The sequence below is a fragment of the Salinibaculum sp. SYNS191 genome, from assembly GCF_037338445.1.
Classification (GTDB): Archaea; Halobacteriota; Halobacteria; order Halobacteriales; family Haloarculaceae; genus Salinibaculum; species Salinibaculum marinum.
Genome location: NZ_CP147838.1, coordinates 2672145 through 2696636 on the forward strand (window position 1 = coordinate 2672145; position 24492 = coordinate 2696636).

Genomic DNA, 24492 nt, shown 5'->3' on the forward strand with positions numbered 1-24492 from the left:
GAACCGCACTCCCTTCGTTCGCGTCGAGCATGGTACGGCGGTCGCAGCGACAGTTCCCGGAGTGATGTTCGCACACACTCCCGGTCAAGATGTCGTGTCCGGCTTCTGTTCCAACACTTTCGACTGAGAGATACTGTTCGTGGCCGTTCACACGGTGCCGGACGGAACGGAGTGGATTCGAACCACGCGAACGTCGATGAATACCGCGACGTTTCGAGGGAAGTCTCGTCGGTCAGGCGACCGCCGCCTCATCCCGCCAGGTGTCCCGCAAGATAGCCACGTCGTCGGGGTCGACGCGTCCGTCGTTGTTCAGGTCGGCGGCGTCGGTGTACGTCCCGTCACCGGCCGAAGAACCGAACGCCACGCCAACGAGCGCCGCGTCCTGGACGTTCACGATACCGTCGGCGTTGGCGTCGCCCGCGATGGCGATTGCCGTCTCGACAACGACCGTCGTGGACTGTCCGCTCTCGGTCGTCGTGTTGACCACGAGAGATTCCGGTCCGTACGCCGCACCGGTCCACGTGCTCGTCGTCGGCACGTACGACAGTGTCGCGTTGCACGCGGCGGTGTCACACGTCGCGATGTCGAGAACCGTTCCGTCCGTCCGTTCGAGCGTGAGGCGCGTCACGTTCTCACCGAGGCCGGTCGGGTTCGCCGCCACTCGCACCGGTGCGCCTACCGAGTTCGCCGTCGTCTCGATGCTGGCGTCGAGTGTCGGCGCACCGACGCCCGTCACCGAGAGGACCTGCTGTTCGCGGTCGGCAACGACGAGTCCTCCGACGAGCACCTCCAGTGAGACCGTGTACACCCCTGGGGTGTCGTACGTGTGGCTGGCGGACACACCGGTCGCCGTCGTCCCGTCGCCGAGCGACCAGACGTAGTCGAATCGGGGTTCGGGACTCGGCACCGAGAACGTGCCCGTCTGACCGACATCGAGCGTCCCGGGCGATGAGAACGGCGTCGAAAGTTCGCACGTATCACCGATGCCATCGCCGTCCGCGTCGCTCTGGCGTGGGTCGAACTCGGTGAAACAGACGTCGACTGCGTTGTCGACGCCGTCACCGTCGATGTCGAGGGACGGGAGCGACCGTTCACGGTACTCTTCGATGTCGGGTTCGCCGCCGTACTCTTCGAAGAGTTGCGGTCCGGTCACGCTCGACCCCGGCGCGAAGTCGCGGGTGTTCCGAGCGGTGTAGACGATCTGCGACCAGTCGTCCCAGCTCACGAGGGTGTTGACCCCTCGGCCGTCGTCGATAGAGCGCGTGACAGGGGTGGTGACCACGCCGTTCTCGTCCCAGTCGATCGGCGTCCCGACAGTTCCGAGCGACGCCCCCTGTTTGTCGACCAGGGTGACGTCGGTGACGTTCAACTGCGCGTCGCCGGCGTTCCGAATCGTGAGCGGCAGCGTCGAGCCGTTCCTGACCGGCACCGGGCCGAAGTCGAGTCGCGTCGGCTCAGTCACCAGGTCTGCAAACGAAATCGACCGGTTGGTTCCCGCGAGGTCGACGACGTAGCTCGGCTGATCCGAGTCGGCCGCCCGGACGACGAGGTCGGCCTGGAAGTCGCCCCCTCTGGTCGCGTTGAAGTCGACGGTGGCCGTCCGTGAATCGCCCGCAGGGAGCGTGAACGGAGTGGTCACACCGCTCACGTCGAACAGTGGAGCGCCCCCGCCGGTGAGAAACACGTTCGTCACCTCTAGCGCGTCGTCGCCGGTGTTCTCGATGACGACGGTTCCGGTAGCGGTCTGGCCGGGAGTCACGTTATCGAAGAGGAGACTCCCGGGCGAGACGACGAGGTCGCCGTTCGGGTCGCGTCCCGCAGCGTCCTCGCCGACCAGCCGGACGAGACGCGTCTGTTCGATCGGGTCGTTGCTCTCGATTTCGAGGTACGCTCTTTTCATCCCGGCCGAGAACGGATTGAACGTGACGTTGACGACTTTCTCTGTGCCAGGGGCGAGCGAGAACGCCTCGTCACTCCGGTAGAAGTAATCCGTGGTGTCGTCGGGGTCGAAGAGCGTGTAGGTGCGGTTCGGTGCGCTTCCGACGCCCTGTAACTCGTCGAGCGCGCGCTCGTCGAGTGGCGCAAGCGCGACCGAGGAGTAGTCGAGCGGGCGGCCTGTGCGGTGGTAGATGACCAGCGGCGCGTCGCTCGTCGGGACGTACAGTCCCGCTATCGCGTTCCCGCTGGCGTCAGTCAGTGGGTCGAACGTGATGACCGAGCTTGCCGTGCCGCTGGAGGTCTGTTCCGTGACTTCGATGCTCTGTGCGGTTCGGTTGATCGAGTACGAGGAGGCGTTGTACGTCCGTCCAGTCGCCGTGTTCTCGACGAGGAACGTCTCGTTGAAGAACGCTGGGAGAGCGACGACGCTCGCCCGACCGGTGCTGTCGAACTGGAACGAGTAGCTCATGACGCTCAGGTAGTTCGGCTTGTGGTTCTTGTGGTCGCCGCCACCGTGGCGCAGCGACAGCGTGTGTCCCAGTTCGTGCACGAACGTCCCTGCGACGATAGTCGAATACTCCTCGCGGTAGTCGGCCGCCGTTGGGTTCTGATTCCACAGCTCTGCGGTCTGGCGTGAGGAGACCTGCCAGGACGGTGGGAGCGTAACCAGGAAGTCGTCACCCGGGAGATCTGCAATCCCACTCGACGACGAGATTGTTCCGTCACTGTTCGCTCGCTGGTGACCCATGATGGCGTAGCGGAACACCTGGTGACGGGCGTCCCGGATGGCCTCACAGTTCGCGCTGGCTCGTTCGGCTGCGGTTCCGAAGTAGCCCTCACACGTCGTCCCCTGTGGACCCCACTTCAGTTCGGAGAACTGTGTCGTGGTCGACGTGTTGTCCTCGTCGAATCGAATCGGCGTTACCTCGGGCATCGCCTCGTCGACCATCGGGTGGATGGTGATGCCCGTCGAACCGTCTGGGTTGTCGACGGGTGCTGCGGCGAACGCAGCCACGACGGCAGGGAGCGAATCGCTGGCGAGCCCCGCTCGTGGGTCGTGGTTGTGCGTCGCGTAGGCCGTATTCGAGATGCCGCGGGGAGCGTCAGTCCCCTGGCAGGCCCCGGCGGACGCGCCCACGGCACAGTCCATGTAGTCGATTTCGACGAACAGGTCTTTCCGCGACATGTTCGCGTTGTACGGTGCCTCGTGGATGGGCAAATCGACGGTACCGTCGCCGTCGATGTCGACGCCGTTCAGCTCCCACTCGTCGCAGAGGCCGTCGCCGTCGTCGTCCGGGTTGTTGTTGTCGTTCGGGTCGGTCCGACAGATGGTCGGCTCCAGCACGGTCACGAAGGCGTCGGCGTTCCCCGCGTAGACCGATTCGGGAGTGGCGATGTCGTTCACGACGACCGGGTAGTCAGCGGAGAACGTGAACCCGGTGACGGCGATACGGCCGGCCGCGTTGGCGGCCACGCCGTTCGCCCGGTCGCCACCCGTGCCGCCGAGATACGACGAGGCGAGTCTCGAATCGGGACCGCTCCGCGTGGTGTCGATAGTCGTGTAGAACCCGTCGTAGAACACCCTGCGCCCGGAGAAGGTTCCGCCGAAGCCGTCGCCGCCGAACGCGGGCTGGAACGCATTGGTCGTGGTGAAGTTCCGGGTGGCCTCGCCGACGACCACGACAGTGCCGTTCTCGACGACGGCGACACCGGTTCCCCAGTCGAACTCCGCACCGCCGAGATACGTCGAGTGGCGAAGCGTCGGTTGGGTGCCGCCGAGGTCGAACGCCGACAGGAAGGCGTCGAAACTGCCCGATTCCAGCGGCTCCGAGGCGTTCTTCGTCGGGAGGTTCGACGAGCCAGTGATGCCCGTCAGGTACACTCGCCCGGTGTCGTCGACGGCGACTGCTTCACCCTGGTCCTGCCCGTCGCCCCCGACGTAGCTACTGTACGTCGGCTGGCCAGCGTCGTCGAACTGGACGACGACGGCGTCGAAGATGAACTGCGCAGGAGCGGGCGTCGGCTGGAGTGCGTTCGCCGTCACCGGAAAGTCAAGCGACTGGCTGTAGCCAGCGAGTGCAACGCCGTCTGGACCGGCAGCCACCCCCTTGAGTGAGTCCGTCTCGGAGCCGCCGTAGTACGTCAGATAGTCGCGGACGTTCGAACTGTTGATTCGGCCATAGAATCCGTCCCCACTGAATCCGAACTCCGAATCCGCGCCGGCGATCGCTCCCGCGTACGCGTTTGCGGTCGTCGAGAGGTCCGGTGAGAACGTCTGGCCGACGAAGTGGAGCGTCCCGTCGCCCTCGACGTCGATATCGAGCAACTCGTCGGTCGAACTCCCACCGATGTACCCCGAGTAGACGAGTGCGGTCCCGTTGGGCGCGATCTTCGTCACGAAGGAGTCGACGGTTGGGTTGCCGTCTGCAGTGTCGGTCCGGGTCGTCTTCAGGTTCGCAGCCGCTGCGCCGGCGGTTGGGAAGTCCGTCGAGTCCGTCGCACCGCCGACGTAGACTGCACCGGCGTCGTCGACGCCGACGGCGAAGCCGATGTCGCCGCGCGTCCCGCCGAGGTACGTCCCATAGATGAGTTTCCCGAAGCGGTCGTACTGGACGACAAAGGTGTCTGCCCCGATGTCGCCCGCGACACTGTCCTGCACCGTTGGGGTGCGAACCGGAATGTCGTCTTCGAAGGTGAAGCCGACGATGGTCACCGTCCCGTCGTCACCGAGGTGGACGTCGAAGGACTCCTCGTTGTTGGTGCTGCCGAGAAGCGTCGAGAAGGCGGGCACGCTGTAGTCGAACACCGGGTCGATGACCAGCGGGCGCGTCTCGTCGTACGCGCCGACGTCGAAGCTCACGACGCCGTCGGTCACGACGTACGAGACCGGCACGGAAACCTGCTCGCCGTCGACGGTCTGGTAGGCGACTGGTGGGGCTTCGACGAGCGGTGCGCCACCGGTTTCGACGACGAGCGCCCCGCTGGCATCGACGGACACCGACGCTGAACCGTCGTACCGAACGCGAACGACCTCGTGGCTGACGCCGGGATCGAGGACGAACTCGCTTTTGAGGACGCCGTCGGTACCGCCGAAGACGAGGTCGACCCCGGGTGCGAGGTCGCGGTAGGCGACGCCCTCGTACGTCGGGACTGCCGTGTGCCACCCCTCGGGGTCGGACCCGCGGTAGTAGTTCACCACGCCCGATGCACGCGAGAGGCCGTCGATTCGCGCGCCGTCGCCGTCGACAAAGCGCATCGTGACGGGATTGCCGTCCCGTGCGGCGAAGACGACGCCGTCCGTGGTGAACGACACCCTGCGGCCGGAGCCGTCGACTACGTAGCCGATGTCGTCGGCGAACTGGCCGCGGTTCTCGACGAACGACAGCGGGCGGTCCGAAACACGGAGTGGTGACGGCGACCGAAGTGCGTCGGCGTCGAAGACGTCACTCCCGACGGCGGGAAGGCCGTTCGCGAGAGCCGAGTCGTGGGACGAGTTCGTCGGCCACGCGGATTCCGTCGCCGAAGACGCCGCGTCACCGCCGGCGGAGTCGCCAGCCGTCAGGGCGCTGGAGAACGCTGCATCGGCGCTGGCGGTCGCGGGTGAGAGTTCGTGCGTCGCCCCGGAGCCGGAATACCCGACGACCGGTGTGGCGGGTGCCAACACGAGGACGACAGTCATGAGCAATGCGAGTCGATGGATGTGGGTCATGGGGTCACCTCAGTAGTCTCCGAGTCCGATGGTTGCATGGTGGCCGTCCCCGTCGACGACGCCACCGTGAGCGTCGTGTCGACGAGAATCACCGCAACGGGGGTCGCAGTCTCATCGACGACGACCACGTCGGTCAGCGTGAGCGTGAGCGACGACGTCGTGACGTCAGTCGGGACCGCCACAGTGAGGGTCGCCAGCGTTCCCGACCCAGTCGTCGGGAGTGGGCCGGTGCGGGACTCGCCGTAGTCGGCACGGCCAAGCGAGTCGGTGGCGTTCTCGGCGGTGACGAACGAACCGGCCCCATCGGCGGTCAGATAGCTCCCTCGAGAGATATCGACGGCGACGGCGTCGTACTCGACGCTCGCCTGTGCGGCGTACACGGCGGCCGTTCCGGCATCGAGGACGGCGTCGACTGTGACCGTCTCACCGGGTGCGACCGTCTCCGTCGTGGGGACGAGCGACACCTGAACCGTGTCCGCCGGGAGCGTGCCCGTGCCCGAGAGCGGGACATCGAGCGTCGGGGTGGTCGGGTCGTCGCTGGTGAGGGTGAGCGTCGCCTCGCGCAGGGTCGCACTCGAGGGCACGAACTGGACGGTCAGGTCGCGCGTCTCCCCGGGGGCGAGCGTGAACGACGTCGCGCCACCCACGATGGAGAAGTCGTCGGCCGCGGTGCCGGCGATGGTCTGGTCGTTGACGACGAGGTCGGCAGTACCGTTGTTCTCGACGGTGACAGGCAGCGTCGCCACCGTCCCAACCTCGCTCGTCCCGAACGAGAGACTCGTCGGCGTCACCGTGATGTCTCCCGTCGGGGTCGTTCCGGCCTCGCCGAACACGCCGAGGTGGCCGAACTCCGTTGCCGAGAGCGAGACAGTCACCTGATTCGTGCTGGGGTCGGGGGTCGAGGCGAGGGCTACCCACTGGGTTCCGTCGTACCGGTACACACTGAGCGTCGTCTCGTCGATACCCGTGGCATCGGTCTGGTCGTAGTGGAGAGAGAGTTCGAGTTCCGGCGTGAGCTGGGAGAAGGCGATCGGTTCGCGAACCGCGACGTACGCCTCGACTGATTCCAGTCCGGTCGGTGCAGGCGCGGGTGCAGTCGTCGGCTGCACCTCGTAGTTGGTTCCGCTGGCCGTGATCGTCGGCCCGTCGGTGTGGAGGTCGATGGCGAGGTTGTCCGTGCTGTCCCTGCTCGACTGCAGGGCGGCGACCGAGGCGTTCAGGACCGTGTTGTTGACTGCGACGGCGTTTCTCGTCCGCGACTCGAAGACTAGGCCGCTGCCAGTCGAGTTGACGACGACGTTGTCCGCGACGCGCTGTCCGGGGTCGTGATTGAACAGTCGGATACCGACAGAGCGCTCCGGATCGAACGAACCGACGCCGGTGTCGGTGACGCGGTTGCCGAGGACCTCGGCCTGTCCGAGGAGAATGCTGCTGGACGCGGTGACGGTGATGCCGTAGCGTCCACTCTCGCCGACGTCGTTGCCACGGACGACGACCGGCGGGGGAAGCGGGGGTGCGCTCCCGAAGGACATCGAACGGATGTCGACTGAAATACCGACCGACCGCGACCTGTCGATGACGTTTCGCTCGACCACGCTCGCGTCGACTTCGTCGATGACGATACCGGCGTTCGTCCTCGCAACGCGGTTGTTCGCGACGTACATCCCCGCGCCCTCACGGAGGCTGATACCGAGGTCGGCGTCGACGATGGTGTTCCCGACGACGGAGACGTTCGCGTCCTGAACGGTGGCGTCGTTGAGGAAGACGCTGATGCCGCTGTCGATGGGGCCGACGGCGGTGTTGTTCTCGACGAGTGCGTCGGTGAGCAACCGGGGGGTGAACGCCCCGTTGGGAGCCACAGACTGCAGCCGAATCCCGGTCACGCTGGAGGTCGGTCCAGTGCTCTCGATGCGGTTGTCGGCGACGACGAGGCCCTGCGTCGCCTGTGCTACGAAGACGTCAGCCTCCGCACCGGGACTCGCGAGCACGACGTCGTTCGCAACGACAGTCACGTCCTCACCGTAGATGGCCTGAACCGCAGCGCCCGACGAGTTGTGGAACCGATTTTTCTCTATGGTGGTCCCGGGCGACCGGTACCAGACGGCGACCGACGTCTCGATGTCGCGGCTGCTCAGTCCCTCGGTGACCATCTCGAACGTCGTGTTCGTCACCAGCGTCTCGGGCGACTCCAAGACGAAGACGCCCGAGTCACCCGGGGCGTCGCTGTTGCGCCCGTCGATGAGGCTGTCGCGGACGACGGTTCCCGTCGACTGATTGGTAACGTAGACGCCGTGAATCTGCTCCCGCGTCGTGACGTTCTCGACGACGACGTCGGAGGTGTTCACGAGGAGGACGCCCATGCTGTTGTGCGAGAGCGTCACGTCGCGAACGGTCGCGCGGTCGACACCGACCAGGCCGACGAAGCCGTATCCGTCGGCGGGCGTCACGGTCACGTTCGAGCCACCGACCTGATAGAGCATCGGTCGGCCGTCGACCGTGTTCGAGGTGCCGATGTCGTGGTCGTAGTGTTCGCGGCGCTCCAGCACTTCGGGCGTTCGGCGGTCAGCCTGTGACTGAGGGTTGTCGCGCCAGAAGAAACTGCCGCCGTTGAGCGTGCGGTCGATGCCGCCCGGAAGCGCGTGTTCACGGATGGCGAAGTTGGCACCGTTGCCAGCCATGGTGTTGTCGCGCATCGTCACCTCGAGCGGGGAGACGAGGCTGACACCCCAGACGTTCTCCGTGACGGTGTTGTTGCGGAGTGTGGTGTTCTGGACGTAGTCCCACCCCTCCGGCCGGCCATCGCCGTCCGTCTTGAGGTGGATACCGAAGAACTCCCCGCGGGTGACGAGGTTATCCTGGATGACGGTGTCGTCGACGCCGTCGGCCAGCACGATACCGTACTGGCGGCTGTCCGTGACGACGTTGTCACGGACGACCGAGCCTCGGCCACCGTAGAGGAACAGCGCCCCGTCGGCCAGCGTCGTGCTCGACCCGCCGTTCTCGCTGAAGGTGTTCGACTCGACGAGCGTCGAGACGGCCTCTCTGAGTTCGACGCCGACGATGTTTCGCTCGAGCGTGTTGTTCTGCACGAGCGCGTCGACAAAGTTCACCCCACGAATCCCTTGCACGTTGTCCGCGAGGACACTGTCGCGAACGGCGAACGGAGCGGTTCGCTGGTCGAGGTCGAGTGCCACGTCGCGCCCGGTGATTCGGTTCCCGTCGAGCGTCGCGGCCGACCCCGTGACCGAGATGCCGTTTCGGACGAAGACGGCCGTCGCGAAGAAGTCCTCGCCGCCGATGACGTTGTCCACGAGGGTGGCCCCGTCGGCGCTGACGATAACGTCTGTCGTGGGGGTCTCGAAGAAGCGATTGCGAGCGACCGTCGCGTTCGGCGCGCCGAACAGTTGCACACCGCCGCGTTCGTTGAACGCGAAGACGCTGTCAGTGATCGCGGCCCGCTCGACCGAACTGACCCTCAGTCCGCTGTCTCTGTTGGCCTGAACGAGGGTTCGCGTGAGACGGACGTCGGAGCCGTCCTGGAGGTACGCACCACGGCGACTGTTCAGTCGGAGGTCGCCGTCCGAAACCACGAGTCCGGTGGCGCTCTGAGCCAGGAGGCCATCTGCATTATCGACGCTCTCGAAGCCGTCGAGGGTGACTGCAGTGGCATCGACCACGTCGACGCCGACGTCCCAGTCCGTCAGCGAGACGTTGACGACGGTGACGTTCGAGATGCCACCCGTCACGGCCGAACCGTCGATGCGGACGCCCGCGCTCCCCGATGTGTCCGTTCCATCGAGGCGGTGACCGCCGCCGTCGACGAACACGTCGCTCGTGCGGATGTCGAGACACACGGTCGCCGTCGACTCGAACACGTTCGAGCCCAGCTCGTAGTGGCCGGGCTGGTCGATAACCGCACAGCCGGTCAGCGACGTGACGACTGCCAGGGTCTCGCCTGCGAATCCGACGGCAGGAGTTGCCGCGGAGTACATTCCCAGTCCCGAAAGGACAGGGGTTGCCACGGACGGCAGTCCCAGTCCCGAAAGTGCCGTCGGAGCACCGATTCGGACGGCTGCATTGGCTGGGGGTCCTCGTCGGTCGTCACGGCCATCGCGGTCGCCACCGTTTCCACGGTTCGGCGGCGGGACGACGGTGACGGAGTCGCGCCCTTCGGTCTGTGTTCCATCGTCGAGTTCGCCGACGACGACACCCTCGGTGTCGCCCGCCTCGAACCCCGCTTGAGCGGTCTCGAAGTGGATCAACAGGTCCGTGATGCCGTCGCCGTTCACGTCCTCGAGGTGGCCGTCGTGCGCGGCAGACGCGCCGAGGCCGGCGTCGACGACGTCGGCGGCCCTGAACCGAAGGCTCTGCACGTTCACTGCCGCCGGATCGACGTCGAACCCGCCGAGAATCGCAACCGGTGTGACTCCCCGCTGCTCCGGTTGAATCGGATTTCGCTCGCTGCCCGGGAGGATGTCGATGGTGAAGTCTGCCTTGAGCGCGAGTGCCCGTCCAGTGAGTGAGACGTCGACGGACGGCTCGTCGGTGTCGTTCGACGTCACCGCGAGTGTCGCTGTCTTCGTTCCCGGTGTCGATGCGTTGAAAGTGACGAGGAGAGTCTGGGTCGAACCCGGTTGTAGCACGACTCCACCAGACGAATCGACGGCGAATGCGGACGCGTTCGGGCCCGATACCGAAATCTCGGTCACGCCGAGCGGGGCGGTACCGACGTTGGTGAGAGTGACCGTCTGCGTCGCCTCGTCGGAGACGGGCACGTCACCGAAGTCGAGTTCCGTCGGTGAGACGTCCAGGTCGGGTTCCGGGGCGGGGACACCAGTGGCCGAGAGAGCAACGTCGACGGAGGACTCGTCGGTGTCGTTCGACACCACGGTGAGCGTTGCCGTTTTGGGGCCGGGCGTCTCGGGAGTGACGGTGACCGCGACAGCCAGTGTGCCATTCACCGGAACGACGCCCGCGGTGGCCGTCGTCGAGAACTCGGTCGCGTTCGCGCCCGCGAGCGCGATGCTCGTCACGTCGAGGGGGGCAGTCCCCGTGTTGTTGACGAGCACCGTTCGGGTGACAGACTCGTTCACGAACACGTCGCCGAACGCGATGCTCGTGGCGGAGACTTCGATGTCAGGGGCAGGTGCGGCGGCGACAGTCGCCGAGAGCGTGACCTCGACGGTCGACTCGTCGGTGTCGTTCGACGCCACCGTGAGCGTCGCAGTCTTCGGTCCAAGCGTGTCTGTCGATAACGCAACCGCTATCGACTGGGAGCCACCCGGAGCGACGACGAATCCGGTCGTCTCGACACCGAAATCGGACGCGTTCGCACCGGACAGCGCGATGCTCGTCACGTCGAGCGGGGCCGCTCCCGTGTTGTTGACGAACACCGTTCGCGTGGTCACGGTGTCGACGAGTACGTCACCGAAGTCGACAGCCGTCGGTGAGACCTCGATTTCCGGTGTCGCCACGGTCGTTCCGGTTCCGGCGAGTGCAACGTCGACGGCCGGCTCGTCGGTGTCGTTCGAGGTGACCGCGAGCGTCGCCGACTGCAAGCCGACGGTGGTTGGTGAGAACGTGACGCCGACCGGTCGAGAGTCGCTCGGCGCGACGAGGAAGTCAGACGCATCGACGGCAAATTCGGAGGCGTTCGCGCCGGAGAGCGAGAGGTCGATCACGTCGAGCGGGGCAGACCCTGTGTTGTTGACGAGCACCGTTCGGGTGGCGGTGTCGCCGACGCTCACGTCGCCGAAGTCGAGTCGAAGCGGCGTGACGGTGATGTCGGGGGCAGTCGCGGGAGGCGTCCTGACCGGGGGTGTCGTGAGCGGTCGGTAGTCCACGTTGTTCGGGGCCAGTCGGTGCGGGAAGTCGACGATGCCATCGGCGTCGTCGTCGGCGAACCGGTCCGAGAACCCATCGGAGTTCGATTCGACGGGGCGACCCCAGTAGTTGCCGTCGGACGCCGTGTCGCCCACCGAGCCGTTCCAGGTGTTGCCGTCGACCGGGTCGTCGTTGAAGCCCGCGTTGACGCGGTTGCGGAAGGTGTTCTCTGTGAAGACGTTTCCGGACGGACTGCTCCGTTGCGTGTCGAGGAGGACGCCGTACTGACCGCTCCTTGAAACGACGTTCCCGACGAACGTCGAGCCATCGCCGCGGAGGGCGATTCCGTGGTTGGTGTTGTCCGTGATGTCGTTCGTCGAGACGGTGCCGTCGCGGCCCGCCGCAACGATGCCAACCAGGTTTCCGGAGACCGTGTTGTTGGCGACGTAGGTCTCCGACCCGCCGATGTAGAGACCCCACTCGACGTTGTCGCGGACGACGTTCCGCTCGACGATCGTCCGGGTACCCCGGACGTCCATGCCGCGGGAGAGACCGCGGTCGTCGCGGTTGCCGTTCTCGGTGGCGACGTTGTCGGTGACGACGCTGTCCGTGCCGGCCCGGCTGATTGCGAATCCGTCTCCTCCGTTTCGGCTGGCAGTGTTGGAGACGGCGGTGAGCGTGCCGCCGCTGTCGGTCCGGAGGATGAACCCTCTGCCACCGTTGTCGACCGCCTGGTTTCGCCTGACAACGATGCTGTCGCCGTCGACGGTGATGCCCGGGCCGAGGTTGTTGCGTGCGATAGAGTCCTCGACGGTGGTTCCGTCACCTTGCAGGAACAGGCCATCGTCGGTCGTCCCTGCGAAGACGCTGTCACGAACGACTGCGTCGGTCAGCGAGAAGCCGGAGACGCCACGTGCCCCGTCCAGGATGGTCACATTGTCGACGGTGAGACGGGTCGTCCCAACTGCGTCAATCCCCCGGTTCCATCCCCGAAGAACGAGATTCTGGACGGTGATGTTGGCGACGGCTCCGATATCCATTCCGGCGGTACGCGAGGAGTCCGTGGCGGTGATGGCGTACCCGCCCCCGTCGATCGTGACTCCATCGGCCGTGACGACGAGACAGTCCGTCTCGCCGGAGACCGTGATGTCGCCGGTGAGTTGGTACACTCCGGGATCGTCGATGGGGCCGCAGGCGTCGACCGAAACGACTGGTTCGACACCTGCGGCAGGAAACACGACGAACGGGGCAATGGAGGAGACGACGACGATAGCCACAACGAGAGGGACAATATCCCGTCTCCGCCCCGCACTTGGTGTATCCGGATAAATCATGTGAGTAAGAGTGAACAAGAGGATATATACTCTTCGTAGATATTCTTTTAATTATTGGAGTATATTTGTGTATAGCATCAAGAGATGAAATTATTTACTTCATAGATACAAAGCCTGGAATTTAAAGGGTTATAAATCAACATACATTCACCGGGGTCTTCCGGGGGGCGGAGACACTTCCACGGGTCGGAGGTTTCAGAAATGCCTCGCTCTGGCTGTCGATTCGCTCGTTGGTGGCCAACGTGGGTGGATTCCCCTCGACCGTCTTCTTGACCTCGAAGAGAACGGCGCGAGTCCGCGATCGTGCGATGCATAGACCGACGCAACCAGCCAGTGTACATACAGCACAGAATCTACACTCGTTCGTCGTATCTGCCCCGCGGACATCTCAATTCGAAACGCGACGTATCCCTCACATATGACAGTCCAAAACCACTCCCGGGGGTTTCTCACACGTCAGGCTGTGAACTCCCACGGGGTCCAGCAATCCGAGATGCAGACGACGTCCCCCTCTCGTGGAGAGACTCGTTTTCCAGAGCGCACCCGTCAGTTGTTGGTCCGAAAAAGCAGATGTCGGAGGCGGCGGCTTCGTGACCACTCAACAGGTTCTCGTGCCTCTCGTCGTTCACCATTCGACTCGTCCGAACACCGAAAGTGCAAGCGTTCTTACCGCGGCGCACCCGAAGCGGGGGTATGACAGACGACGACGCCACGAAAGTCGAGTGGCGAGAGTGGGGGCCCGAGGCCTTCGAGGAGGCCCGTCGGACCGGCAAGCCCGTGTTGCTGTCGCTGGTCACGCCGTGGTCGGGCGACAGCAAGGCCATGGACGCGGCGACCTACAGCGAGCCGCGCGTCGCGGCGAACGTCAACGACGGCTTCGTCCCCGTTCGCGCCGACGCCGACCGCCGCCCGCGCGTGCGGGAGCGGTACAACATGGGCGGGTTCCCCTCGACGGTCTTCCTGACGCCGGAGGGGACGGTACTCACCGGTGCGACCTTCCTCGCCGTCGACGGCTTCCGGGGCATTCTCGACAGCGTGCGCAAGACCTGGGACGGCAAGGGCGAGGACGCTGGCTCCGTCCCGCGGGCGCTGCGAAACGCCGCGCCGACCGGCGGCGAGGTCACCCCGCGAATCGAGGAGCACATGGTCGAGCAACTGCTGGCCGCGTACGACGACGAGTTCGGCGGGTGGGGCAGCGACGTGAAGTTCCCGCTCCCGCGGACCATCGAGTTCGCGCTCGTCCGGGCGCGCGACCAGGCGACGCGCACGCTCGACGCCGTCCAGACGCACCTGCTGGACACCTACGACGGCGGCTTCTACCGCTACGCCACGAACCGCAACTGGGGTAGCGCGGTCCGGGAGAAACTCACCGACGAGAACGGCGCGCTCGTCCGGGCGTTCGCCCACGGCTACCGTTACACGGGTGACGAGACCTACCGCGACAGCGCCGCCCAGACCGTCGAGTATCTCACCACCGACTGCTGGACCGGCGACGCCTTCGCGGCCAGTCAGGGGGGCGACCCCGAGTACTACACGCTCGAACCGACCGACCGCGAGCAGGCCGACGCGCCGCCCGTCGACGGGACGGTCTTCGCCGACCGGAACGGCCTGGCCATCGACGGCCTGCTGACCTTCGCCGCGTACACGGACGACGAGCGCGCGCTGCGCTACGCCGAGCGCGCACGCGAGCACGTGGTCGACACGCTGGTCGACGGCGGCGAGGTCACCCACTACGACACCGGGACGGAGACGGGGCCGTCGGGGCTGCTCACCGACCAGGCGCGCGTGCTCGGCGCGCTCACCACGTCCTGGCAGGTCCAGGGCGAACCCGGCCCCGCCCGCGAGATAGCCGACTGGACCATCGAGCATCTCCGCGACGACAGCGGCGCGTTCCGCGACGGCCCGACAGAGGGACCGGGACTGCTCGACCGGCCGCTGTATCCGCTGGACACGAGCGTCGAACTGGCCGACGCACTTCTCTCGCTGTCGCTTCTGACCGGCGATGACCGCTATCGCGAGGTCGCCCACGACGCTGTCGCGGCCTTCGGGGCGGCCGCCGAGCGGATGGGCGTCGAGGTGGCTCACTTCGCCAGCACGGCCGCGCGCCTGCTCTCGCCGTCGGTCATCGAGGTGGGCGCGCCGGCGGGCAGCGACCTCCACCGCGCGGCGCTGCGACTGGCCGACCACGAGTCGGTCGTCGTCCCCGACGCCGATTGCCGGGGCGAGGCCCGCGTCGTCACCGACGGCACGGTCGAGGGCACCGCGGACAGCCCGGCGGGCCTGGAGGCCGTGCTCACCGAGGACCGCGGGTAAACACACGGAGAGTTTTTACCTTCGCACCACGAGGTGCCAGCACGATGGCAAGTCTGAGGGATTTGGGGCTGTCCGAGTACGAGTCTCGGGCGTATCGGTCGTTGCTGGAGACGGGGCCGACAACTGCAAAAGAGTTGTCCCGCGCGAGCGACGTCCCGATGGGTCGCATCTACGACGTGCTCAACAGTCTGGAGACGCACAGCCTGGTGCGCAGCCAGACCGCGAGCCGACCGAAGAAGTACGTCGCCGTCGAGCCAGACACCGCGCTCGACAGGTTGCTCGCCGACAAGAAGCGCGAACTGGACGAACAGGCCGAGCAGTACGAGGAGATCGTCGACGAACTCGGCGAGCAACTCGAACCGACCGATCCCGTCGACGAACCGTTCTGGACGGCGGCAATCGGGCCGACGGAGGCCGGCGACCTGCTCATCGAGCGACTGACCACCGCCGACGACCACATCGCGATGGTGGCGGGCGCGCCGAGCCAGCAACTCAACCTAGAGGAGATGGGCGAACACATCCTCGACGAACTGGAGCGGGCGCTGGACCGCGGCGTCGACGTCTCGATTCTGATGCGCCCGGAACTCGTCGACTCGCTGCCCCGCAGCGTCGGCGAGCGCTACCGCTCCTACCTCCAGGATGACGAGTCGTTCAACGTCCGGACCAGCCAGAACGTCACCGGCACCTTCGAACTCATCGACCACGTCGAGGTCTGCATCGAGGTGCCGCATCCGCTGGACGCCGGCGGGACCTTCGCCGTCATCGACCTGAAGGACTCCGACTTCGCCGGCGACGTCGCGGGGATGTTCCAGCCCCGCTGGGAGGACGCCGCACCGCTGAAGCTCTGAGCGCGCCGGACGGCCCACGACGGGAGTCCGGCGGCCGTCAATTGTTGCCGGAAGTGTCTCCACTGGTAGCAACTTACCCCTCCCATCATCTATCAAATAATATCCGTTGTCCCCAGTCCGTTCCCACTTCGCAGTATATTTTTACACCCTGTGAAGCTCCCACTTCCTGCAGTTATTCTCCTACATTCTGGATACCGAACACGAAATAAACAGGCAGACGTATAAGCCAAGTCCCCTATTTACCATAATGTATGTCACCCAAACACACCAGACGACGATTTATTGAACTGGCTGGATTGACCGGGGTCACAGCGCTCGCAGGCTGTGGGGGCGACGGTGGCGACGGTGAAGACGGCGGAGACGGCGGCGACGGCGGGGATGGTGGCGACGGTGGAGACGGCGGAGACGGCGGAGACGGTGGAACTGAAAGCCGTCTCACCTGGGACGCCGGCGGCACCGGCGGGACCTACTTCCCGCTCTCGAACGAGGTCAAGACGATCGTCGAGGCGAACACGGACTTTACGCTGAACGTTCGGTCCACGGGTGCGAGCGTCGAGAACGTCGGCAGTCTCGCAAGCGGGTCGGCCGACTTCGCGCTCATCCAGAACGACATCGCGTTCTTCGCGAAGAACGGGACGGGTATCGACGCGTTCCAGGACAACCCCATCGAGAGTCTCCGGGGTGTCGCGACGCTGTACCCCGAGACGATTACGCTCGTCACGCTCGCAGGTACCGGTATCACGTCCGTCGACGACCTGAGCGGCGCGACGATCAACACCGGCGACCTCGGGTCGGGGACGCAGGTCAACGCCAACCAGATTCTCGAAGCGATCGGCATCACCGACTACAACGAGCAAAACGCCGGCTTCTCGCAGGCGTCGGAACAGCTAGCCAACGGCGACATCGACGCCGCGTTCGTCGTCGGTGGCTGGCCGGTCGGTGCTATCGAGGACCTCGCGAACACGCAGGACCTCGTCATCGTCCCCATCGAAGGTGATAACCGCGAGGCGGTCAAGGACGCGGCCTCCTGGTTCGCCGACGACACCATCCCCGGTGGGACCTACTCGGGCGTCGAAGAGGACGTCGAGACGGTGTCGGTCCAGGCGATGATCGCGACCAGCTCCGAAGTGCCCGAAGACACCGTCGAGACTGTCACGGCGGCTATCTTCGACAACCTCGGTGACCTCAGCATCAAGACCGACTTCATCAGTGTGGACAGCGCCCAGGACGGCATGTCAATCGAGCTCCACCCCGGTGCGGCGAGTTACTTCGACGCGTAAGCACCGGCGGCTCACCCCGTTTCTGACTATCGCGCACACACCGGATGAAACGAACACTCGCACGCGCTGTTCCGTTCCTCGTAGCGCTTGGAGTCGTACTCATCGCGTTCGTCGCCGTGGCTCCGGCCGAATCGGTCCTGGTCGTCGAGGACACCGAGACCGGTGAACAATACATCACGGAATCCGTCGAGAACGGTACCATCGTCGGACTCCGGTACATGCACAGCGTCGAGAAGACCCCGGTGTACGACGAGTACCGCATCGAGGGACAGACGCTCGTGAACACCCGGATGGAGTTCGAATCGTACGGCTGGGGGCTCCCGGCCCGGGTGAACGTCACGAACGTCAACGGCACGCTCGTCTACGACCCGCCGGAACCCATCGTTGAACTCCAGTCTCTGTCCGTCTCGCCCGGACGTATTGCCGGACATACACTTACTGTCGGTAACCATAGCTATGACTTGGTTGCAGCAACGAATGCCAGTGGTGTCCGTATTCACATCGAACGTCGATCTCTGATAGATCTATTCACATGAGCACCAACGACCAACCCGAGACCCCGGACGACGGTTCGGACGAAGAGATATCGAGAGAGGAGGCCGAGGAACTCATCGAGGAAATCGAGCGCAGACGCTCGCTGAAGGGACTGGCGGCCCTCGCCGTCGCGATCATCGGCATCTCGTTTTCGCTGTTCCAGATGTGGCTCGCCGCGAAGAGTTTCACATCTTCGGTCTGGGTTCCCTTCGTCGGCCAGTGGACGATATCGCTCCAGTTGCTCCAGGCTAACGCCATCCACGTCGCGTTCGCGCTCGTGCTCACGTTCCTGATGTTCCCGGCGAGCATGGGTAACGGCTTCGTCGTCCGGAATCTGGGACGTATCGTCCCGGCCATCTCGGCCCGCTTCGGCGACGCTAACCCGGTCACGCGGGTTGCCGACGCCGTTCGCGGGTTCTTCCGCTGGCTGATTCTCGACCCCGACCGCAGCCGCGTCACGCCGTTCGACATCGTCTGCATGGTCGTCGCAGGACTGTCGGCACTGTACTTCCTGACCGACTTCCCGGAAATCCAGAGAATGCGCGTGTTCGGGCTGGAAGCGGGCCGCACGTTCCCGGAAATTCTGGCCGAACTCGGCGTCCCCTTCGCCGACGCCATCTTCGGCAGCATCCCCATCCTCAACGAGTACTCCTACGCCTTCATCATGGGCGTGCTGGGCGTCCTGCTCGTCCTCGAAGCGACCCGGCGGACGCTCGGTCTACCCCTGATGATAATCGTCGCGTCCTTCATCGTCTACGCTCGCTGGGGCTACCTCATCAGCGGGAACACGCCGTTTCTCGGCGTGCTCGCGATTCCGGAACTCACCTGGCCCGATATCGTTCAGAACCTCTGGTACAACACCGAGAACGGGGTGTTCGGTATTCCGGTCACCGTCTCGGTGCAGTTCATCTACATCTTCATCCTCTTTGGGGCGTTCCTGGAGATGAGCGGCGCCGGCCAGTGGTTCATCGACCTCGCGTACGCGGCCACGGGCAAGCGCAAGGGCGGCCCCGCGAAGGCCAGCATCCTCGCCAGCGGCTTCATGGGAACCATCTCCGGATCCTCGATCGCAAACACCGTGACGACCGGCGCGTTCACGATTCCGCTGATGAAGCGGTCGGGCTACTCGCCAGAGTTCTCCGGGGCCGTCGAGTCGTCGGCGTCCTCGGGCGGCCAGATTCTCCCGCCCGTGATGGGTGCCGCAGCCTTCCTGATGGTGCAGTACACGGCCACGCCGTTTCGCGACATCATCATCCTCGCGACCATCCCAGCCGTCGTCTTCTTCTTCGGCGTCTGGGTGATGGTCCACCTCAAGGCGACCCAGGAGAATATCGGCGGCCTCACGGACGTCGAGATGGTCCCGCTTCGCGAGCACATGAAACGCGGGTGGTTCTATCTGGTCCCCATCTTCCTGCTACTCTATTACCTCATCATCGAGCGCCTGTCGGTCTCGCGGTCGGCGTGGTTCACGCTGGTCGCGCTCACCGCGCTCATCGCGTTCGTCTCGGCGTACAGCAAGGAGACCCGGGGGGTTCTCTTCGGCGTGTCCGCAGTAATCGTGGGTGCCGAACTCCTCAGTCACGTCCTCTTCGGCGTCGCCGTCACCGGGGCACTGACCGGCGCTGGCGGAGCGGGAGTTCCGTTCGGCCAGGCCGTCGACATCGTACTCTCCCGCATCGGCTGGTACGCGATGGCGGCCAGCGCCATCACACTCGTGGCCAGACCGGGCGTGCAGGCGGAGTTCCTCGAACTGAACCCCACGGTCCAGGACGCGGCCGAGGCCGCCGGGGAGAAGACCGGGCGCAACCTCGGCGAGAACCAGCTGTTCCGCCTGGGCACGTTCGTCGTGAAGTCGATGGACGAGGGCGCGCGGACCGCGGTGCCGGTCGTCGTCGCCGTCGCCGCCGCCGGCATCATCCCCGGCGTCATCAGCGTCTCCGGGCTGGGGCCGAACCTTACGTCCCTACTGCTGGACCTCTCCGGCGGGTCCATCGTCGTCATGCTCGTGGTGACTGCCATCGCCAGCATCATCCTCGGGATGGGGATGCCGACGACGGTCACCTACATCATCCTCATCTCGATGCTCGCCACGCCACTCGTGCGGTTCGGCATCCCGGAACTCGCCGCACACCTCTTTATCCTCTACTTCGGCGTCATCGCGGACATCACGCCGCCGGTCGCGGTCGCGGCCTACGCCGCCAGCGGCGTCGCGAAGTCCGACCCCTTCGAGACGGGCGTGAAGGCCTTCTCGCTGTCACTGAACAAGGCTATCGTCCCCTTCGCCTTCGTGCTCGCGCCGGGGATCGTCCTGCTGCGGCAGAAGGCAAACGCCGCGGATCTCCCTCTGCGCGAGCGGTACCGCGTCGTCAACTTCGGCGACCTCGCCGAACTCTCCTACTCTATCCCCGAGATTCTGGTCCCGGTCGTGGGCGTCTTCCTCGGCGTCATCGCGCTCGGCGCGACTGTCATCGGGACGCTCTATACGAGCGTCACCCGGCTGGAGCGCACCGGCTTCGCTCTCAGCGCGCTCCTGCTCATGGCCCCGCGCCTGCTCTCGACCAGCGTCTTCGACCTCCTCGGATTAGTCGGCGTCTCGGTCAGTGTCGAGGGACTCATCCTCGACCTGACGCTGCGTGGCATCGGGCTTCTCATCTTCGTCGTCCTCGTCGTGCGCAACCGCCGGCAGGCCGCCGCGGAGGCCACGCAAATCGAGGAGACAGAGGCCGCCGAGGAGAGCACGGAACCGGCGTAGGCCGGCCTCGTCGCTATCGGCCGGATGTCGTGTGGAAACACGGCGTGTGCCCGCCGTTCGAAAACTGTTCGGAGAACGGCTGCGACGCGGCCGCTACTGCCCGTTGACTTCTCCCCGAAGGTCGCCGAAGTGGGCGACCCGCTCGGCGTGGGCGTTGTGCTGGTGGATGGACTCGTCGTTGGACTGCTTCATCGTCACGACCGCGTCGTCGGGCAGGTCGGGGAAGTGCTCGACGACGCCCTCGGCCATGGCGCGGACGCAGTCCTCGACGAACTTCGCGTCGGCGTGGGCCTCGTAGGTCATGTGGTCCTCGTCGGGCCGCTTGGCGAGGTTGTAGATGCGGGCGCTCATCGAGTCGCGGGCCACCTCGATGAGTTCGTTGAGGTCGACCTCCGGCGCGCCCTCGCTCTCGACTGTCAGCGTGGCGTGGCCGCGCTGTGAGTGGCCGGCCTGGGGGACCTCCGTGAGGAACTGCTCGATGGTCTCGTCGTCGACGTCGAGGCCGCGCAGCGTCTCGCGGGCGCGGGAGGCGGACATGCCCTGCGAGCAGGGACAGACCGTCATGCCGGTGACGCGGGCGCCGATCTCCTCCCGGGTTCCGTCCTCGCTCGCCGTCGCCGAGGCGATGATGTCGGCCGTGCTCTGGGTCTGCATCCCCGACGCGGGGGTCTCCTCGCGGGTGACGTACTCCGCTTCCATGCGGACCTCGGCGCTGGTGGTGTAGTCGTGTTTCTCCAGCAGGCGCTCGGCGGCGTCGCCGCAGACGTCCTCGATGCGGTAGGTCGACTTGCTCACCGCGGCCTCCAGGGTCTCGTCGATGACCTCCATGTTCCGGCTCATGTCAGCGCCTTTGCGCCAGGCGGGCAGGTCGACGAAGACCTCGAACTCCGCCATGAAGATGAGGGGCCGCTTCTCCGCGCGGTCCACCTTCACGAGCTTTTCGACACCTGTGACGCCGACGTGATTGAGGCCGACAGCCACGTCCGGACTGGATGCCTGAACGTCCGGGAGTTGCTGACTCATCGCCAATCCTTACGGGAGATTGTCGGTTAGTGTTTACGGTAGGAGAGACAGCGAATCCGAAAGGAAATCTCGCGGCTCGCGAACCTCACTCGTCGACCGGCCCGGGCGTGGTCGGGTCGTCGAGGTCGCGGAACGCGGCCACGAAGTCGTCGTCGTCGAACTCGGAGATGGTGTCGTCGAGCCCGTCCTGCAGGTCGTTCATCCGCGCTTCGAGGTCGGCGAACTCCTCGCTCTCGGCCAGTTCGGACTCGGGCTTGTTCGAGAGCAGGGTGGCGTGCTTGGCCGTCAGCGCGTAGTACTTCCGGAGTTTGGACTCGTAGTCGGCGGTGGTCAGCAGCCGCTCGATGGTCTTGAAGAGGTCGTCCCGGGAGACCGGTTTGATGACGTAGTCGTCGAAGGGCATCTCGATGATGTCGAAGTCGGGGTCGACGGCGGTCACCATCGCCACGCGGCAGTCGAGTCCGCGGTCGCGGATGTGGTCGAGGACCTCGTCGCCCGAGATGCCCGGCATCCGACGGTCGAGCAACACGACGTCCACGGCGTCGTCGAGCGTGTCCAGGGCCGCCTGCCCGCTGTAGGCCGTCGTGACGGCGTATTCCCCTTTCAACTGGGCAGCGTAGGCGTCGGCAACGTCCGGCTCGTCGTCAACGACGAGTACCGCCGCGGGCTCCGTCCCACTCATTCTTCAGACCCTAGGCCCCACGGGGAGCAAAAGGTTTCCGGGTTGCCCCGTTTCCGGCGCGCGCGCCACCTCAACGTGCGTTGCATTCGGTCCACCTTTCGCATCCCTGGTACATGAGTCTGCGGGCCGATTCGAAGCGGGAGTCTTTAGGCCGAACTGCCCCTATCGCGGGTATGCACGACCCGAGCGAGCGCGCCGGCGACTGGCCTCTCCGGCGGCTCATGACAGAGGTCGTCGGCTCGGGACACAAGTCCGCCGACGACATGACGCGCCCGCAGGCCCGCGAGGCCTTCGAGCGCATCCTCGCCGGCGACCCCGCCGAGACCACCCTCGGCGCGTTCTGGCTCGCCAACCGCTGGAAGCGCAACACGCCGACCGAACTCGCCGCCTTCACCGACGTGATGCGCGAGCGCAGCGTCGAGACCGCAGCGCCCGACTGCGACCCGGTCGACTGCGGCGCCAACTACGACGGCAAGCACACCTCCGCCCTGCTCGGCGTCGCCGCGGGCCTCGTCGCCGCCGCCGCTGGAACCCCCGTCGTCACCCACTCCGGCGACCGCGTCCCGACCCAGGAAGCCACGGCCTACAGGCACGTTCTGGACGAACTCGGCGTGCGGACGGACCTCACTCCCGAGGAGAGCGCAGCCATGGTCGACGAGACCGGCTTCGGCTTCTACTACCAGCCCAACTTCAACCCCGGCGTCGACGCACTGTACGACCGCCGTGCGGAGATGGGCGTCCGCACCTTCGTCAACACCATCGAGACGCTGGCGAATCCCGCCGACGCCGACGTCCACCTCGGCAGTTTCTACCACCTCGCCTTCGCGAAGCGCATCGTCGACACCTTTGGCGAGATGGAGTCACAGGACGTCTCCCGCGTCATCATGTTCCAGGGGCTGGAGGGGTACGACGACATCCGCCCCGGCACGACCGTCGTCGCGGAGTACGACGGCGACTTTGCCGACTACGAGATAGAGACCGCCGAGTACGGCATGGACTTCGAGCGCGAGGACCTGGCCGTCGACGACGTCGCCGCCGACTCCGCGGCCATCACCGAGGAGGTCCTCACGGGCGAGCGCCGCGACCACTTCGCCGACGCCGTCGCGCTCAACGCCGCCGTCCGCATCTACGCCGGCGGCGACGCCGACTCCATCGGCGACGGGCTGGGCCTCGCACAGAGCGCCATCGCCGAGGGCGGCGCACAGGACCGCCTCGCCGCACTCCGGGAGTTCTGAGATGGGGGCCGACACCGGCGCTGTCGACACGCCCGGCCACCCCGAGGACCCGGAGACCTGGCGACACGAGACGGCGCGGGTCAACGGCGTCGACCTCCACTACGTCACCGTCGACCCCGACCCGGACGCGGTCGACCACCCGACCGGCGACGCGCCGCTGGTCGTCCTCCTGCACGGCTTCCCGGAGTTCTGGTACGCCTGGCGCCACCAGCTGGACCCCCTCGCCGCGGCCGGCTACCGCGTCGTCGCACCGGACCTGCGGGGGTACAACCGCTCCTCGCAGCCCTCGGGCGTCGACAGCTACGCCATGGAGCACCTCGTCGGCGACGTCCGCGGGCTGGTCGAGCACCTGGGCTACGCACAGGCGGCAGTCGTCGGCCACGACTGGGGTGGCGGCGTCGCCTGGGAACTCGCCATCCGCGACCCCGACGTCGTCAGCCAGCTCGTCGTCCTGAACTCCCCGCACCCCGAGGTCTACAAGGAGGCGCTGCTGCGGTCGCCGCGACAACTGCTTCGCTCGTGGTACGTCTTCCTCTTCCAGCTCCCCTGGGTGCCCGAGGGGATTCTCGGGCGCGACGACTTCCGCGTCGCCGGCGAGATGCTCACCGACACCGTCCACCCCGACGCCTTCACCGACGCGGAGGTCCGGCGGTACAAGGACGCCATGGCCCGCTCGGACTCGCTGACCGGCCCCATCAACTACTACCGGGCGGCCGTCCGGGAGAACGCCGCCAGCCAGCTCCGTTCGCTGGTCCCCGGACAGGAGACGCCCCGGCGCACCGTCGACGTGCCGACGCTGGTCGTCTGGGGCGAGCAGGACCGGGCGCTCGGCACCGAACTGCTCGACGACATCGCGGCGTACGTCCCGGACTGTCGCATCGAGCGCATCCCGGACGCAAGCCACTGGGTCCAGGCCGACGCCCCCGACCACGTCACCGACCTTCTGCTCGACTTCCTGGTCTAGGGCCTGGACGACCGTGCCGCTCGCCGCGTCGGCCCGGACGCAAAACAGTAAAGGCGG

11 protein-coding genes are annotated in these 24492 nt (G+C 65.9%); 7 read left to right on the forward strand and 4 right to left on the reverse strand.

The features are described 5' to 3' along the window. Positions 1-232: 232 nt before the first annotated feature. Both WDJ57_RS14220 and WDJ57_RS14225 read right to left on the reverse strand, forming a co-directional pair. On the reverse strand, positions 233-5647 hold the full coding sequence (locus tag WDJ57_RS14220; protein WP_338901473.1) for a choice-of-anchor D domain-containing protein: 5415 nt from the start codon (positions 5645-5647) through the stop codon (positions 233-235). Beyond that, positions 5644-12639 carry a choice-of-anchor D domain-containing protein gene (locus tag WDJ57_RS14225; RefSeq protein WP_338901474.1) on the reverse strand — a complete coding sequence of 2332 codons (6996 nt, stop codon included), beginning with the start codon at positions 12637-12639 and terminating at the stop codon, positions 5644-5646. The genes WDJ57_RS14220 and WDJ57_RS14225 overlap by 4 nt, the downstream gene beginning before the upstream one ends. A gap of 858 nt (positions 12640-13497) precedes the next feature. On the opposite strand from WDJ57_RS14225, the gene WDJ57_RS14230 reads away from it, so the two are divergent. The 5 genes from WDJ57_RS14230 to WDJ57_RS14250 all read left to right on the forward strand — a co-directional run bounded on the left by WDJ57_RS14230 (position 13498) and on the right by WDJ57_RS14250 (position 20531). Next, positions 13498-15117, forward strand: a complete 1620-nt coding sequence (locus WDJ57_RS14230) for a DUF255 domain-containing protein (protein WP_338901475.1) — start codon at positions 13498-13500, stop codon at positions 15115-15117. Positions 15118-15161: 44 nt separating this feature from the next. Beyond that, positions 15162-15965, forward strand: coding sequence for a TrmB family transcriptional regulator (locus WDJ57_RS14235; protein WP_338901476.1), 804 nt, complete (start codon positions 15162-15164; stop codon positions 15963-15965). Between the two features lie 251 nt (positions 15966-16216). Continuing rightward, positions 16217-17245, forward strand: coding sequence for a TAXI family TRAP transporter solute-binding subunit (locus WDJ57_RS14240; protein ID WP_338901477.1), 1029 nt, complete (start codon positions 16217-16219; stop codon positions 17243-17245). 44 nt (positions 17246-17289) lie between these two features. Next, positions 17290-17781 (forward strand): DUF1850 domain-containing protein, encoded by a 492-nt coding sequence (locus tag WDJ57_RS14245; protein ID WP_338901478.1) that lies wholly within the window; start codon positions 17290-17292, stop codon positions 17779-17781. Further along, positions 17778-20531 (forward strand): TRAP transporter permease, encoded by a 2754-nt coding sequence (locus tag WDJ57_RS14250; RefSeq protein ID WP_338901479.1) that lies wholly within the window; start codon positions 17778-17780, stop codon positions 20529-20531. The genes WDJ57_RS14245 and WDJ57_RS14250 overlap by 4 nt, the downstream gene beginning before the upstream one ends. Positions 20532-20624: 93 nt before the next feature. Here the strand turns inward: WDJ57_RS14250 and mptA are convergent, their stop codons facing one another. After that, positions 20625-21554, reverse strand: a complete 930-nt coding sequence (gene mptA / locus WDJ57_RS14255; RefSeq protein WP_338901480.1) for a GTP cyclohydrolase MptA — start codon at positions 21552-21554, stop codon at positions 20625-20627. Between the two features lie 85 nt (positions 21555-21639). Next, on the reverse strand, positions 21640-22236 hold the full coding sequence (locus WDJ57_RS14260; RefSeq protein WP_338901481.1) for a HalX domain-containing protein: 597 nt from the start codon (positions 22234-22236) through the stop codon (positions 21640-21642). Positions 22237-22409: 173 nt separating this feature from the next. On the opposite strand from WDJ57_RS14260, the gene WDJ57_RS14265 reads away from it, so the two are divergent. Both WDJ57_RS14265 and WDJ57_RS14270 read left to right on the forward strand, forming a co-directional pair. Then, positions 22410-23471: an anthranilate phosphoribosyltransferase gene (locus tag WDJ57_RS14265; RefSeq protein WP_338901482.1), complete on the forward strand. Its 1062-nt coding sequence runs from the start codon at positions 22410-22412 to the stop codon at positions 23469-23471. Position 23472: 1 nt separating this feature from the next. Next, on the forward strand, positions 23473-24435 hold the full coding sequence (locus WDJ57_RS14270; RefSeq protein WP_338901483.1) for an alpha/beta fold hydrolase: 963 nt from the start codon (positions 23473-23475) through the stop codon (positions 24433-24435). Positions 24436-24492 lie beyond the last annotated feature (57 nt).

What these genes read in the sequence shown, in the direction of transcription:
- WDJ57_RS14240 (WP_338901477.1), top strand. Translation starts at nt 16,217, where the DNA reads ATGTCACCCAAACACACCAGACGACGATTTATTGAACTGGCTGGATTG.
- WDJ57_RS14260 (WP_338901481.1), bottom strand. Translation starts at nt 22,236, where the DNA reads ATGAGTGGGACGGAGCCCGCGGCGGTACTCGTCGTTGACGACGAGCCG.
- WDJ57_RS14230 (WP_338901475.1), top strand. Translation starts at nt 13,498, where the DNA reads ATGACAGACGACGACGCCACGAAAGTCGAGTGGCGAGAGTGGGGGCCC.
- WDJ57_RS14245 (WP_338901478.1), top strand. Translation starts at nt 17,290, where the DNA reads ATGAAACGAACACTCGCACGCGCTGTTCCGTTCCTCGTAGCGCTTGGA.
- WDJ57_RS14220 (WP_338901473.1), bottom strand. Translation starts at nt 5,647, where the DNA reads ATGACCCACATCCATCGACTCGCATTGCTCATGACTGTCGTCCTCGTG.
- WDJ57_RS14270 (WP_338901483.1), top strand. Translation starts at nt 23,473, where the DNA reads ATGGGGGCCGACACCGGCGCTGTCGACACGCCCGGCCACCCCGAGGAC.
- WDJ57_RS14265 (WP_338901482.1), top strand. Translation starts at nt 22,410, where the DNA reads ATGCACGACCCGAGCGAGCGCGCCGGCGACTGGCCTCTCCGGCGGCTC.
- WDJ57_RS14235 (WP_338901476.1), top strand. Translation starts at nt 15,162, where the DNA reads ATGGCAAGTCTGAGGGATTTGGGGCTGTCCGAGTACGAGTCTCGGGCG.
- WDJ57_RS14250 (WP_338901479.1), top strand. Translation starts at nt 17,778, where the DNA reads ATGAGCACCAACGACCAACCCGAGACCCCGGACGACGGTTCGGACGAA.
- mptA (WP_338901480.1), bottom strand. Translation starts at nt 21,554, where the DNA reads ATGAGTCAGCAACTCCCGGACGTTCAGGCATCCAGTCCGGACGTGGCT.